This is a genomic window from Emticicia sp. MM (assembly GCF_001649495.1).
On the sequence record NZ_LXHX01000095.1, the window covers coordinates 14570 to 28648 of the forward strand.

A 14079-nucleotide genomic window follows, 5' to 3' on the forward strand; every position below is an offset into this window, starting at 1 on the left:
ATAATTTTTACTAAATTAGCAGAAAATAGTCGATAGGCGACACTTGATAGTTCACAAAATTAACCGTGGGCTGTTATCTAAATGACCATGGACTAATCAAAATTACATAATTACGATGAAAAAGGTTTCAGGATTTATCATATTAGCAGCAATAGGCTTATTAATAGGTTGTTATAAAGAGGTATCTTTTGATGTAAAACCAGCCATTGAATTTAGAAGTTTGAAAAAAGAAATCAGAATTGACCAATTTGCGGGTTCAAAAAAAGATTCTGTTATCTTAACAATTAAATTTCAAGATGGTGATGGCGATTTGGGTTTAAACGAAAAAGAAAAAAACACAGCCGAACTAACAAACGATTTTAACTATATCATCAGAATTTTCCGTAAAAGAAGAGGCGTTTTTACTGAATTTATACCTGATGTGCCATATTCTGGGTATTTTCCTCGCTTAAAAACTGATGGAAAAACTGGCCCAATCGAAGGAACAATTGACTATTCGATAGATTTTCCCCACCCATTTACGCCAGTGAAAGATTCTTTGAAGTTTCAAGTAACAATCAAAGACCGAGCAGGAAATATTAGTAATACTACCGAGTCTGAAGTAATTGTATTAAATGAGTTTTGATGAAAGTTTACAGTTGATGGTCAACAGTCCACAGTAAAATTCCTATTACTTTTGTATTCTGTGGACCGTTGACCATTAGCTGTGGGCTCAAAGAAGCGTTGCCCCCGTACCATTTACTTTTGGGTAAACAGGCTTACCTTTATCGAGATAAACACCCGTTGCAGGGTCATTAGCAATTAAAATCGAGCCATCCATATCTACATAATCAAGCAAAGGTGCGAGTTGGCCAATTGCCGAAATTCCGATACTTGTTTCGGTCATGCAGCCACACATCACTTGTAGGCCTAAGCTTCGAGCTTCGGCAATCATGCGTAATGCGGGCGTAATTCCACCACATTTTGCCAGTTTTATGTTTACGCCATCAAATTTCCCAACGCATTTTTTTACATCTTCTTCCACGATACAACTTTCATCTGCAATTAGAGGTAGAACCGACTCTGCCATTATTTCGAGCATTGGTTCATAATCATCTTTTTGCATGGGCTGTTCGATAAACTCAACGCCCAATTCGGCAAAAGCTTTTGAGTTTTCAATCGTTTCTTCTACGCCCCAAGCACAGTTGGCATCTACTCTGAAAAGTGCATCAGTATGCTTGCGAAGTTCACGGACAATCTCCACATCGTGGTCGGTGCCGAGTTTAATTTTATAAATCGGAAAATCGAACTCTTGCATTTTTTCAACCATTTTTTCGATGGTATCAATGCCAATTGTATAGTTTGAATATGGAGCTTTCTTTATATCTAATCCCCAAATTTCGTACAGTGGTTTTCCTTGTTTTTTTCCCCACAAATCCCAAGCAGCCATGTCTAAGGCACAATGTGCGAAAGGGTCATTTTTTAGGTAAGGATACATAAATGCCCAAAAATCTTCGGGACTATCAAGCTCATAGTTTTCGATAATACTCTGATATTCAGTAAGTTTATCTCTCATTCCTTCGGCCGTAACACCATAATAAGGAATCGGTGTAGCTTCGCCATAACCACTGAGGTCGCCGTCTTGAAGTTCTACAATAAATGCATCAATATCATCACGAGAACCATGTGCAATTGTAAAAGTATGCCGCATTTGCAGCGTAAGAATATGGAATTTTAGTTTCATTTGATGAAGAGGAAAAATGATGTTGATTTGATAAAATGGTGTGAAAGTTTTTTGAGAAAAGTTTTAGAACGCAGATTATTATGATTTTTAAGATTAATAAAGATGTCATCATAAAACATCATCACAATCATAATAATCTGCGTTCCATATTTTGATTAACTACATATTCACCAACTCATTCCCACGAAGTACAGGAACAACATCATACAAATCACGTTGTAGGCAATAACTAATGTCTTTATTAATACCCAAACGTTGCAAGCGACGAATGTGCGATGAGTTGGCCAAATAGCCCAGCATGTCATCTTTAGCTTGTTGATACATTCTCATGGCCATAATTGCACTATCTTCGGCTACAAAAAACTCATTTTGCACTGCATCTACCAATGCACCCGCAAAAAGCGTATCTTCCAAATTTGTTCTACCTTTCCAGCCTGCACACAATACCAAAACATCATAAGGTTGAGTTTTCAAATACTCAACAATCGCATTGAGGTTTAAGAATGCACCAACTAAAACTTTTACGGCCGAACTCTTAGCTTTCGTAATTGAATAGGTGCCGTTCGTAGTTGTCATGGCAATTTTTTCGCCAATCAGTTTTTCGTCCATGTAGCTGAAAGGTGAGTTGTCAAGTTCAAAACCCTCTACTTTTTGAGCATTACGCTCGGCTGCTGCAATAAATCCTTTGGCTTGTAAGGCTTGACATTCTTCAACGGTTTCTACGGGAATAATCGCTTTTACGCCATAGGCAAAGCCCGTGACCATACAAGAAGTGGCTCTGAAAATATCTGTAACGATTACAATCGTATTATCAATATTATGAAGATGGAGTAAATCTGGTGTTAAACAAACGTCAATATTTTTCATTTTAAAAACAATGATTCTTGATAAAAAAAACTGCTGCAAAGATGCCAAAAAATATGCTCAAATCTGACAACTTTCGCAAAGATGTCAGATTTTGGTCACAAACTTTCAAAATATAATTCAGTTTTCTAAAAATAATCCTACCTTTTTTATCTTTTTCTGCTAAAAATATGGGAATTGTGAAAATACTATCGTAATTTTGCACCCGAAAAATCAAATGAGTGAATGGTATAATGAGAGAATGTTAGAATACTTTTTTAGCAAATTCACTCATTCCTTCATTCACTCATTCAAAATTCTACAATAAAACTCATCAAAAAAATTATATGGCATCAGTTAGACCAGATGAAGTTTCGGCAATCCTGCGTGAGCAATTGGCAGGTTCAAGAACCGAAGCCGAACTCGAAGAAGTTGGTACAGTGCTACAAATCGGCGACGGTGTAGCACGTATATACGGTTTATCAAAAGTTCAAGCCGGTGAATTGCTGGCGTTTGAAAATGGCTTGAAAGCCTTAGCACTTAACCTCGAAGAAGATAACGTAGGGGCGGTATTATTAGGCGATTCGACAGGTATCAAAGAAGGAGCAACAGTAAAACGTACAGGTGAAATCGCCTCTGTAAAAGTAGGTGAAGGAATCGTAGGGCGTGTTGTAAATACTTTGGCAGAACCTATCGATGGAAATGGCCCGATTCAAGGCGAAACTTTTGAAATGCCATTGGAGCGTAAAGCACCAGGTGTAATCTATCGTCAGCCAGTAACTGAGCCTTTACAAACAGGTATCAAATCAATTGACGCCATGATTCCAATCGGTCGTGGACAACGTGAGTTGGTTATCGGTGACCGTCAGACGGGTAAAACTGCTGTTTGTATTGATGCCATCATCAACCAAAAAGAATTCTACGATAAAGGCGAACCAGTATTTTGTATTTATGTAGCTTGTGGACAAAAAGCATCTACGGTGAAGGCTGTTGAGCAAACACTTCGCAAATACGGTGCAATGGACTACACAGTTATCGTAAATGCGGGTGCTTCTGACCCATCTCCGATGCAATTCTTTGCTCCGTTTACGGGTGCTGCCATCGGTGAATATTTCCGTGATACTGGCCGTCCAGCATTAGTTGTTTATGATGATTTATCTAAACAAGCTGTTGCTTACCGTGAGGTATCCTTATTGCTTCGTCGTCCGCCAGGTCGTGAGGCTTATCCAGGAGACGTTTTCTACTTACATAGCCGTTTGTTGGAGCGTGCTGCGAAAATCAGTTCTGATGATACGATTGCAAGCAACATGAACGACCTTCCTGCTTCATTGAAAGGTAAAGTAAAAGGTGGTGGTTCATTGACAGCCCTTCCGATTATCGAAACGCAAGCGGGTGACGTTTCTGCATACATCCCTACTAACGTAATTTCGATTACTGACGGTCAAATCTTCTTGGAGTCTAACTTGTTCAACGCAGGTATTCGTCCAGCGATTAACGTAGGTATCTCGGTATCACGCGTGGGTGGTAATGCTCAAATTAAGTCAATGAAGAAAGTAGCAGGTACTTTGAAACTTGACCAAGCACAATTCCGTGAATTGGAAGCGTTTGCTAAGTTTGGTTCTGACCTTGATGCTTCTACAAAATTGACTATCGACCGTGGTCGTAAAAACCAAGAGATTTTGAAGCAAGCTCAATTCTCGCCTACACCAGTTGGTGAGCAAGTAGCAATCATTTACGCTTCAATCAATGGTGTAATGGATAAAGTAGATGTAAGCAAAGTAAAAGCGTTTGAAAACGAATTTATTACATTGTTGAAAGCTCAAAATCCTGAAGTTATCACTAAACTTGCGGCTGGTAAATTAGATGATGACATTACAGCTATCATCAAAAAAGTTGGTAAAGAATTAGCAGAGAAATACGCTTAATACAATTAAGAATGTAGAATTGAGAATTGAGAATTGAGAATAAGGAAAAATTCTACCTTCATTTTTAATTCTCAATTTTTAATTCTTAATTAATTAAAAAGATGGCTTCATTAAAAGAAGTAAGAAATAGAATTGTTTCGGTAAATTCTACGACACAGATTACCAAGGCAATGAAAATGGTATCGGCGGCGAAACTTCGTCGTGCTCAAGATGCTATTGTGCAGATGCGTCCGTATGCGAATAAGTTGAACGAATTGATTTCAACTGTTTCGGCAAATACAGAAGTAGGAGCAACGAGTCCATATACCAAAGTACGTACCGTTGAGAACGTATTAATCATTGTTGTAACCTCAGATAGAGGTCTTTGTGGTGCTTTCAACTCAAATGTTGTAAAAGCTGCATTGGCTCTTGTTCAAGAGAAATATGCTCCTCAAGCTGCTAAAGGAAAAGTAGAAATCATGCCTTTGGGTAAGAAAGGTGGTGAAACTCTACAAAAACGTGGCTTTAAAGTAAATACTGAGTATATGGATATTTTCCAACGCTTGAATTTTGCAACTGCTCGTCAGGCTGCCGAACAAGTGATGGAAGCTTTTACTAATGGTAAGTATGATGTAGTTGAGATTATTTTCAACGAATTTAAAAATGCTGCAACGCAAATTATCCGTGCAGAGCAGGTTTTGCCTTTGGTTGAGAAAAAAGATAATACTTCTAAAGCTGGTGCTATTGATTATATCTTTGAGCCATCTGAAGAGGAGATTGTTTTGGAGTTAATGCCAAAAGCTATCAAAATGCAGATATTTAAAGCAGTTCTTGACTCGAATGCGTCGGAACACGGAGCCAGAATGACTGCAATGGACAAAGCAACTGATAATGCTAACGAATTGCTTCGTACTTTGAAAATTGAGTATAACCGTAGTCGTCAAGCAGCCATTACTAACGAAATCTTAGAGATTGTTGGTGGTGCAGAGGCTTTGAAAGCACAGTAAAAGATTATAGTTCTTATATACAAAGGCGGCGATATATCGAAAGATATGTCGCCGTTTTTTGTTATGCTATTCTTTGATTTTCCATTACATTGTTGGCACAATTTAGAAAATTGTATTACAACTCCTGTACACTCATCACACCTAAGTTTTCAAATAATTTCGACCAATAAAGTGTAATTGTTGGGTTATTTTCTTTGATTGAACTCGTTGGTTCAAAGGGTAATATCATCGAAATATCAGGGCCATTCAGAGCTAAATCTTTATATTTTTCGGCATCAGCTTTTGCCCAACTTTCTGCTTCCGAGTTATCTTTTGGTGGGTTTATCTGAAAATCTCGACCACTTTTCACACTTTCTACCATATCGCTCAGATAATAAACTTTTACTACTGCACCTGATTCTGAAGCTTTAGCAATGACTGGAAGGCTCGCCAAAATATTAGTTTCACGATTGGAAGCATTATCATTTTGAGCGTTGAGACGTGTTAGTGCTTGTTTGGTTATGAAGGTGCGTTCTTTTCTAATTGATAAGTCATAAGAGGTTTTAATGGCCTCTAAATCAGTGGCATTTACGCCTTCGGTGTCTTCCATTTCGGTGCGGCAAGTGAGCGAAAGGCAACGCCCTTTGGCAGTATTTTCATGAATATAGTAAATCTCAAATTTATCGCCCGATTTCCTTACATTTTCTTCGATAATACTATTGAGTGCTTGCTGGTATTTTTGGGCCACAAAAGGCTTAGATACATCAACACTGGCGGTTTTATCGATGAAAATAAGCGTATGAATGGCTGGTGCATCTGCTTTATTTTCGTTTTTTTGAGCTTTTTTTTCTCCGCATGAAGCAAGAATTAATATTAATGATAAAAAGATAAGAAAGTGATTGACATTGGGCTTTTTCATCAAATTATTGTTAATAGGCTATTGGCCTAAATTATAAATGCTTTTTTCACGTTCAAGTCAGACCTTTGGGGCAGACCCATTGCAAAATTAAACTTTCAATATTTCAACTTTAAAAGTTTTCTATAAGTGGTATCAGCGGGCGAGTTTTTCTCCCAATAAGCATTTTGAATGGTTGCTTTCAGTACTGCTCTTGACGTTAATTTCTTTTTTCTTACTTCATACGTATCTTCCCAACCGATAATCTGGTGAGGAAAACCTTTCTCAAAAATGATTCTTAAATCTCGCTGACTTTCAGGAAACTTAATTTGATAGTCCATCAAGTCTTTACCCTTAAATGTTGAATCGCCTTTATAGGGTTCGAGTTTAATTTTGGTCATTTCGGCCTGCACTTTTTTATGACGCAAACGCAAAAACGTCATGCTGGGTATCAACAAAACATTGCCTTTGGGTAGTTGTTCTATAGGTAATAGCCTAATCTTTGTCCAGAGTTCATCTTCGAGCATGGCATAATCAATATGACATTCTTCTGAAACTTCTTCTTCAAAATACGATTTCCCAAGTATTTGATACCCGTTTTGGTGATAATTTAGCTGCATAAAACTCTGCCCGCACCACTCTTGGTTAGTATTTGTCACCTTGAGCGTTGCAGAAAATGTATTGGTTTGAATAGGTGTGAAAACCGATGTGTACATCGAATAATCATAAATACCCGTAACAAATTTTTTAATAAAATTGAGTTTTAGTACTGGTGTTGCCTTTTCTTTGGCATCTGACTCCAGTTTTACCTGTTTGTCCAAACGAAAATCTTCACTGACAAATACCATTACGGCTTCGCCTTTATTGAGCTTTCCGTATTGAGCTTGTTGTAAATCATAACTACTGATTTCGGCTTTATTCGTAAACCAGTATTTTCTAAACTCCTGACTGTCAGATAATTGTATTTGTTTTTTTTCGTTTTTGTTAGTACAAGCAGTAATTATAAATAATAGGCTAAAAATTATAGTATAATATTTCATTCTTTGAGGTTTGTTGCAAATAATCTTTCAAAATTAATCAAATTGTGTGGTACTTATATAATGATAGAGTGTTAATGATTCGTTATTACACGTTATTTTGTTGCATTATCACTTTTTGCCTTTCCAGCTAATTAAAAATACACCGATTAAGACGAAAAATGTCCCGATGATTTGTTCGAGCCAGATGTTTTCTCCCAAAAATGCTGTTGCCAGAAAAATCGTAAAAATTGGCCCAATACTCGCAATTATTGAAGCATTACCTGAACCTACATGCTTGATTCCTTCAGATAACATAAAAGTTGGCAAAACTGTTGAGAAAACGGCCATCGAAAGCGAAATAATATAAACAGGCATCGGAAAATTAAAAATGGCAAGTCCGTTTTCGATGTAGCAATGAATGATTGTTGGAAAAAGTGCCGAGATAATCACCCACGAAGTAAAGCGTGTAGTACCGAGTTTTGCGATGAGGCCGTCGCTACTAATGAGATAAAACGCATAGGTGAATCCACTCAAAATTACCCAAAAAGCACCCAAACCGATGTTTTTTTGCTGATGAGCATCAAAGTTTTTCAAGAATGCTAAAACGATTCCGAGATAAGTGATACCGAGAGCTAACCATTGAAGGCGAGTTATTGATTTTTTGAGTAAAATTGCTCGAAGAATCAAGACAAAAGTTGGGTACACAAAGAGCAAAATTCGCTCTAAACTGGCCGTGATATAATTCAAGCCCAAGAGATTGAAATAGGCCGAAACATAATATCCTACAAAACCGACTGCAAAGAGTTTTAGCCAAGTAAGCATCTGTACTTGTGGGTGCGATTCTTCTTGGATTCTTTTCCGAGATAAAATGAAAATATAGAATGGCACCGAAAATAAAAATCGGAGCGAAAGCAACGAAATCGTATCAATGCCGAACTCGTAAGCCGATTTAATGAAGATTCCTTTTAAAGCAAAACCAAACGCTGCCCCAAAGACCAATCCTGCTCCTAACCAATAATTTGAGCGTTTGGGCATAAAAAATAACCAAATATTAACAGAATGAACGAATGAATATGATAGATTTGCTAAAAGAAATTTAAGCAAAAAATAGCAGAATGTCTAAAATTAGCCTTTTAAGATTAGAATTACTTGAAAAGTCAAATTTTTTATTGCTATTGTTAAATTTTTTAAGCTAATTCAACCCTATGTTTTACCATTTTTTTTAGCAGCATGGCAACCAAAGCAAAATTAAAGAAAGAATCAGAACAAACCATTAGTATTAAACCACGCGAACACAAGAAGCCAATGTTGATGGAAATAGCTTGGGAGGTATGCAACCAGGTAGGGGGGATTTACACCGTTATTCGCTCAAAAGTACCTTCAATGGTAGAGGAGTGGGGCGAAAATTATTGTCTCATTGGGCCATATTTTCCAAATACGGCGATGATTGAATTTGAGCCAATCGCTGACCTTGACGAATCGCCATTTGGCAAAACCGTTAAGAAAATGCAAGAAATGGGCTTTGACGCTCATTATGGACGTTGGCTCGTAACAGGTAAGCCAAAAATTGTATTACTTGATTTTAAAGCTCTTTTAAAAAGCACCAATGATTATAAATTTAAACTCTGGGAAAGACATCAAATTTCGACACTAAATGCCGAGCCACTCGTTGACCAAGTAATTGCTCTTGGTGAAATGATTCGTGTATTTCTAAGCGAATTTGGCGAAACAAATGGCTATAAAAATGATATTGTTGCTCATTTCCACGAGTGGATGGTTGCAACGGCATTGATTGATATTCGGACGGATAATGTGCCAATTTCTACAGTTTTTACGACTCACGCAACTATGTTGGGTCGTTACATTGCAGGAAATGAGGCTGATTTCTACGAAAAATTATCAGGATACGATTGGGACATTGAAGCCAAAAATTATGGAATCGAAGCTCAAGCGAAAATTGAACGTTTGGCTGCTCAAAAATCTCATGTACTTACAACCGTGAGCGATGTAACCGCCAAAGAATGTGAGGTGTTTTTTGGAAGAACCTGCGATTTGATTTTGCCAAATGGTCTGAACGTAACTCGTTTTGCCGCTACGCATGAATTCCAGAATTTACACATGAAGTATAAAGAAAAAATCCATCAGTTTGTGATGGGGCATTTCTTCCAAAGTTATTCGTGGGATTTAGATAATACACTTTATTTCTTTACTTCGGGGCGTTACGAATTCCGCAATAAAGGCTATGACCTTACACTCGAAGCCCTCAAACGACTCAATTTTAAACTCGTACAAGCAGGTATTGATACAACGGTAGTAATGTTTATTATTACCAAAAATCCAGTACATTCGATTGACCCCGAGGTATTGCAGTCGAGGGCTGTGATGGAAGAAATTCGTCAGACTTGCGAATCAATCGAAAAGCAAATCGGCGAGCATCTTTTTCACGCTTCGGCATCGAACGACGACCCAAATCTACCAGATTTGAATGAATTTGTGGATGAATATTGGAGACTTCGTCTGCGTCGTACGATTCAGACTTGGAAAACCAAGAAACTGCCTCATACTGTAACGCACTTGCTCAAACAACCTGACGATATTACTAATTATTTGAAAGAAACCAACTTACTCAACCACGAGCAAGACCGAGTAAAATTTGTGTATCATCCAGATTTTATTTCGCCAACCAATCCACTTTTTGGTATGGAATATAGCCAGTTTGTACGTGGTTGTCATTTGGGAGTATTTCCGAGCTATTATGAGCCTTGGGGCTACACGCCACTTGAGTGCGTAGTACGAGGGATTCCGACCGTGACGAGTGATCTCTCAGGTTTCGGAGATTTCATTATGCAATTAATGAAAGACTATGATAATGTGGGTGTTTATGTGGTCAATCGTAAAACTAAAAATTTCGATAAAGCCGCCGATCAACTGGCAGAGATTTTATACAAATTCGTAACCATGAATCGCCGTGACCGTATCATGCAGCGTAATCGTGTTGAGAATATTTCCGAGATTTTCGACTGGACAAACCTTCGTTCATACTACGATACTGCCCATGATTTAGCTCTCAAACGCAAGGGCGTAACTCGTATGTAATGTCTATAAAAAATAGTAGTATTTTTGTTGGTTTACTGCTACTTTAGTATAGAAATATTTAAAAATATACAATTTTGAATAAAATATAAAACACATAAAGTGCTGTTTGTCAGTAGTTTATGTGTTTTTTGTTATAGGGCTAACACGAAATATCACAATTTTGTGTAATTTTGTCAGTTCATCATAATCAACAAATGGCCTTAATGATTTTTAGCACTATTTTCGCCTATTTAGCAGGCTCAATTCCCACAGCAGTTTGGTACGGTAAAATTTTTCATGGAGTAGATGTTCGTCAGCACGGAAGCGGCAATGCAGGAGCAACCAATTCCCTTCGTACACTTGGCAAAAAAGCAGGTATCATTGTTCTCATCGTCGATTTCTTGAAGGGTTTTTTAGCTGTGAAAGCTGCAAGCCTTTTTTCAACCGAAACAGACAGTATTTTGCCTTTAATTATGGGGTTGGCCGTGATTGCTGGACATATTTTCCCGATTTTTGCACAGTTCAGAGGCGGTAAAGGCGTGGCTACTGCAATGGGCGTTTTGGTGGCTACTTTCCCGTGGGCGGCTTTGGGATGTATGGTGATTTTTATGATTATCGTATTTGCTACCAAATATGTGTCGTTGGGATCGATTCTCGGGGCATTGGCTTTCCCGATTCAGTTGACTTTCAATCTGTGGAATGATAATGCCGATAAATATGCCATTGGTTTTGCTTGGCTGATATTCATTATTTTGGCTGTTATGCACCGTCAGAATATTCAACGCCTACTTAAAGGAACTGAAAGTAAGTTTGGTGCGAAGAAATAAACGCATAACTTTGTATTAGATAGAAAACCACAAATCAATGAACACTTACATCGAACAAAATAAAGACCGTTTTTTAGACGAACTTTTTGATTTTCTTAGAATTCCGTCGGTAAGTGCCGACACCAAATTTCAGCCAGATATGCTTCGTGCGGCTGAATTTGTAAAAGAAAGATTGTTAGAAGCTGGTCTCGATAAAGCCGAGATTTGCCCAACCGCAGGCCACCCAATTGTGTATGCTGAGAAAATTGTAGATGCTTCATTGCCAACAATTTTGGTTTATGGTCACTACGATGTGCAACCTGCCGACCCTTACGAATTATGGGATTCTCCACCGTTTGAGCCAACTATAAAAGTAACCAAAAATCACCCCGATGGAGCAATTTTTGCTCGTGGCTCGTGCGACGATAAAGGTCAAATCTATATGCATGTAAAAGCAATAGAAATGATGCTGGCACAAGGTGGTTTGCCGTGTAATGTAAAAATAATGTTCGAGGGCGAAGAAGAAGTTGGGTCTGAAAACTTAGGCGTTTTTGTGAAAGCAAACAAAGAAAAACTCGCCGCTGACTTGATTTTGATTTCTGATACTTCGATCATTGCCAACGATATTCCTTCAGTAGAAACGGGCTTACGTGGTCTTACGTACATGGAGGTTGCAGTTACTGGCCCGAACCGTGATTTGCACTCGGGCGTTTATGGTGGAGCAGTGGCAAACCCTGTAAATGTACTTTGTCAGATGATTGCTTCCATGCACGATACCGATGGAAAAGTGACAATTAAAGGTTTCTACGATAAAGTTGCCGAACTTTCGCAAGCCGAGCGTGATGATTTAGAGTCTGCACCGTTCGACTTAGAAGAATATAAAAAAGACCTTGACATTGCCGAAGTTTCGGGCGAGAAAGGCTATACTACTCGTGAGCGTGCAAGTATCCGCCCAACGCTTGATGTAAATGGTATTTGGGGCGGCTATACGGGCGAAGGCTCAAAAACAGTATTACCATCAAAAGCATTTGCCAAAATTTCGATGCGACTCGTACCTGACCAAGATTGGGAAGAAATCGCTGATTTATTTGAAGCACACTTCAAAGCGATTGCTCCACCAACAGTGAAGGTTGAAGTAAGTCGCCACCACGGTGGACAACCTTACGTAACACCAACTGATTCTGCGGGTTATAAAGCCGCAGTATTAGCTTTGGAAGAAGCATTTGGGAAGAAACCAGTACCAACAAGAGGCGGTGGAAGTATTCCGATTGTGGCTTTATTTGAGCAAGAATTAGGTCTGAAATCAATCCTTTTAGGCTTTGGTTTAGACTCTGATGCCCTGCACTCACCTAATGAGCATTATGGTTTGTTTAATTTCTTCAAGGGAATCGAAACAATACCTTTGTTCTTTAAACACTATGCAGAATTAATGAAGTAAAACTATGGAAAAACGATTCAATAAGTCGGTTTTTGAAGAACTAAAAAGCATTTTGCAAGACCGTGTAACGAGCGAAACAAACATTCGAAACGAACACGGTGTTGGTTATAGCTATCATGTTTGTACTCCACCTGATTGTGTTGTTTTTCCTAAAAATACCGAAGAAGTTGCCGAAATCGTAAAGATTTGTGCCAAACACAAAACTCCGATTGTTCCTTTTGGAGCAGGCACTTCGCTCGAAGGACACATTTTAGCCCTCGAAGGTGGCGTATGTATTGATTTAAGCAAGATGAATACTATCATCGAAGTCAATACTGATGATATGTACGTAACGGTAGAGTCGGGCGTGACACGTAATCAAATAGATGAAGTCTTAGAAGGAAGTGGCTTTTTCTTTCCGATTGGACCTGGGGTAAATGCAACTTTAGGTGGCATGGCCAGCACCAGAGCATCGGGAACAAATGCGGTGCGTTATGGCACAATGAAAGACAACGTGCTGACACTCAAAGCAGTTTTGCCCAATGGCGATGTAATTCATACTGGCAGCAAAGCCAAGAAATCATCGGCTGGCTATGACCTTACTCGATTATTGGTTGGAGCAGAAGGTACACTCGGAGTCATAACTGAGCTTACACTTAAACTTCATAGCTATCCAGAGGCTATTTTTGCGGCAGTATGTTCGTTTCCGAGTGTTGAGTTGGCGGTTAAAACTGCCATCAAAACTATCCAAAAAGGTATTCCGATTGCAAAAATTGAACTACTCGACGACCAAATGATGCGTGCCATCAATCTGTACTCTGCTCTCAATTATGCCGAAAAACCTACGCTTTTTTTAGAATTTGGAGGTTCAAAGGCTGAATTAGAAGAACAAATAAGAAAAGTAGAAGAAATTGCCAATCAGCACGGTTTGATAGAGTTTTTGTGGGAAAAAGGCGAAGAAAACCGTAAAAAACTCTGGCGTGCCAGAACCGATGCCGCACCAGCTTCGGTAGCTTTGCGAGAAGGAGGAAAATTAATGTCAACTGATGTCTGCGTGCCGATTTCAAAACTGGCTAAGTGCATTGTTGATACTCAAGTTGATATTGCTGAAAGTAATATTTTAGCACCAATTTTAGGTCACGTCGGTGATGGGAATTTTCACTTGACTATCGTGATTGACCCAAATGATGCCGACGAATTTGAGCGAGCAAAAGCCCTCAACGAAAGATTGGTAAAACGAGCCTTAGATTTTGGTGGAACTTGCACAGGAGAGCATGGAGTTGGAGTCGGAAAGCTTCACTTTATGCAGTCCGAACACGGTGATGCACTTAACCTAATGCGAACCATCAAACGGGCCATAGACCCTGATAATATTATGAATCCAGGTAAATTATTGCCTTAGAGCATAGTT

At 38.7% G+C, this 14079-nt stretch carries 12 protein-coding genes; 7 read left to right on the top strand and 5 right to left on the bottom strand.

All coding sequences use genetic code 11. The features are described 5' to 3' along the window. Positions 1-115: 115 nt before the first annotated feature. Positions 116-625, top strand: coding sequence for a hypothetical protein (locus A6M55_RS11480; RefSeq protein WP_064197731.1), 510 nt, complete (start codon positions 116-118; stop codon positions 623-625). A gap of 87 nt (positions 626-712) precedes the next feature. Here the strand turns inward: A6M55_RS11480 and A6M55_RS11485 are convergent, their stop codons facing one another. Beyond that, a complete protein-coding gene (locus A6M55_RS11485; protein ID WP_064197732.1) occupies positions 713-1723 on the bottom strand; it encodes a dipeptide epimerase in 1011 nt (336 codons plus the stop codon). Positions 1724-1882: 159 nt separating this feature from the next. Continuing rightward, the gene (locus A6M55_RS11490) at positions 1883-2590 is read right to left on the bottom strand and encodes a 2-phosphosulfolactate phosphatase (RefSeq protein ID WP_064197733.1); all 708 of its coding nucleotides are present in this window, start codon (positions 2588-2590) and stop codon (positions 1883-1885) included. 323 nt (positions 2591-2913) lie between these two features. On the opposite strand from A6M55_RS11490, the gene atpA reads away from it, so the two are divergent. Together atpA and atpG are read left to right on the top strand one after the other, a co-directional pair. Then, the gene (gene atpA, locus A6M55_RS11500; protein ID WP_064197735.1) at positions 2914-4491 is read left to right on the top strand and encodes a F0F1 ATP synthase subunit alpha; all 1578 of its coding nucleotides are present in this window, start codon (positions 2914-2916) and stop codon (positions 4489-4491) included. A 101-nt stretch (positions 4492-4592) separates the two neighbouring features. After that, entirely contained in the window at positions 4593-5477 is an 885-nt protein-coding gene (atpG, locus tag A6M55_RS11505) for an ATP synthase F1 subunit gamma (protein WP_064197736.1), read from the top strand. Positions 5478-5592: 115 nt separating this feature from the next. Here the strand turns inward: atpG and A6M55_RS11510 are convergent, their stop codons facing one another. The 3 genes from A6M55_RS11510 to A6M55_RS11520 form a co-directional block, all read right to left on the bottom strand. After that, positions 5593-6375 (bottom strand): hypothetical protein, encoded by a 783-nt coding sequence (locus tag A6M55_RS11510; protein ID WP_064197737.1) that lies wholly within the window; start codon positions 6373-6375, stop codon positions 5593-5595. Between the two features lie 95 nt (positions 6376-6470). Beyond that, positions 6471-7391 (bottom strand): hypothetical protein, encoded by a 921-nt coding sequence (locus A6M55_RS11515; RefSeq protein WP_064197738.1) that lies wholly within the window; start codon positions 7389-7391, stop codon positions 6471-6473. A gap of 108 nt (positions 7392-7499) precedes the next feature. Then, a complete protein-coding gene (locus A6M55_RS11520) occupies positions 7500-8405 on the bottom strand; it encodes a DMT family transporter (RefSeq protein ID WP_064197739.1) in 906 nt (301 codons plus the stop codon). A 270-nt stretch (positions 8406-8675) separates the two neighbouring features. On the opposite strand from A6M55_RS11520, the gene A6M55_RS11525 reads away from it, so the two are divergent. From A6M55_RS11525 to A6M55_RS11540, 4 genes are all read left to right on the top strand, one after another. Next, entirely contained in the window at positions 8676-10466 is a 1791-nt protein-coding gene (locus A6M55_RS11525) for a glycogen synthase (RefSeq protein ID WP_197491700.1), read from the top strand. 203 nt (positions 10467-10669) lie between these two features. Next, on the top strand, positions 10670-11272 hold the full coding sequence (plsY, locus tag A6M55_RS11530) for a glycerol-3-phosphate 1-O-acyltransferase PlsY (protein WP_082893001.1): 603 nt from the start codon (positions 10670-10672) through the stop codon (positions 11270-11272). A gap of 37 nt (positions 11273-11309) precedes the next feature. Beyond that, positions 11310-12689, top strand: coding sequence for a dipeptidase (locus tag A6M55_RS11535; protein WP_064197741.1), 1380 nt, complete (start codon positions 11310-11312; stop codon positions 12687-12689). 4 nt (positions 12690-12693) lie between these two features. After that, positions 12694-14070 (top strand): FAD-binding oxidoreductase, encoded by a 1377-nt coding sequence (locus A6M55_RS11540; RefSeq protein WP_064197742.1) that lies wholly within the window; start codon positions 12694-12696, stop codon positions 14068-14070. The last annotated feature ends 9 nt before the right edge of the window (positions 14071-14079 follow it).

What these genes read in the sequence shown, in the direction of transcription:
- A6M55_RS11485 (WP_064197732.1), bottom strand. Translation starts at nt 1,723, where the DNA reads ATGAAACTAAAATTCCATATTCTTACGCTGCAAATGCGGCATACTTTT.
- A6M55_RS11510 (WP_064197737.1), bottom strand. Translation starts at nt 6,375, where the DNA reads ATGAAAAAGCCCAATGTCAATCACTTTCTTATCTTTTTATCATTAATA.
- A6M55_RS11525 (WP_197491700.1), top strand. Translation starts at nt 8,676, where the DNA reads ATGTTGATGGAAATAGCTTGGGAGGTATGCAACCAGGTAGGGGGGATT.
- atpG (WP_064197736.1), top strand. Translation starts at nt 4,593, where the DNA reads ATGGCTTCATTAAAAGAAGTAAGAAATAGAATTGTTTCGGTAAATTCT.
- A6M55_RS11540 (WP_064197742.1), top strand. Translation starts at nt 12,694, where the DNA reads ATGGAAAAACGATTCAATAAGTCGGTTTTTGAAGAACTAAAAAGCATT.
- A6M55_RS11490 (WP_064197733.1), bottom strand. Translation starts at nt 2,590, where the DNA reads ATGAAAAATATTGACGTTTGTTTAACACCAGATTTACTCCATCTTCAT.
- A6M55_RS11520 (WP_064197739.1), bottom strand. Translation starts at nt 8,405, where the DNA reads ATGCCCAAACGCTCAAATTATTGGTTAGGAGCAGGATTGGTCTTTGGG.
- A6M55_RS11480 (WP_064197731.1), top strand. Translation starts at nt 116, where the DNA reads ATGAAAAAGGTTTCAGGATTTATCATATTAGCAGCAATAGGCTTATTA.
- A6M55_RS11515 (WP_064197738.1), bottom strand. Translation starts at nt 7,391, where the DNA reads ATGAAATATTATACTATAATTTTTAGCCTATTATTTATAATTACTGCT.
- plsY (WP_082893001.1), top strand. Translation starts at nt 10,670, where the DNA reads ATGATTTTTAGCACTATTTTCGCCTATTTAGCAGGCTCAATTCCCACA.
- A6M55_RS11535 (WP_064197741.1), top strand. Translation starts at nt 11,310, where the DNA reads ATGAACACTTACATCGAACAAAATAAAGACCGTTTTTTAGACGAACTT.
- atpA (WP_064197735.1), top strand. Translation starts at nt 2,914, where the DNA reads ATGGCATCAGTTAGACCAGATGAAGTTTCGGCAATCCTGCGTGAGCAA.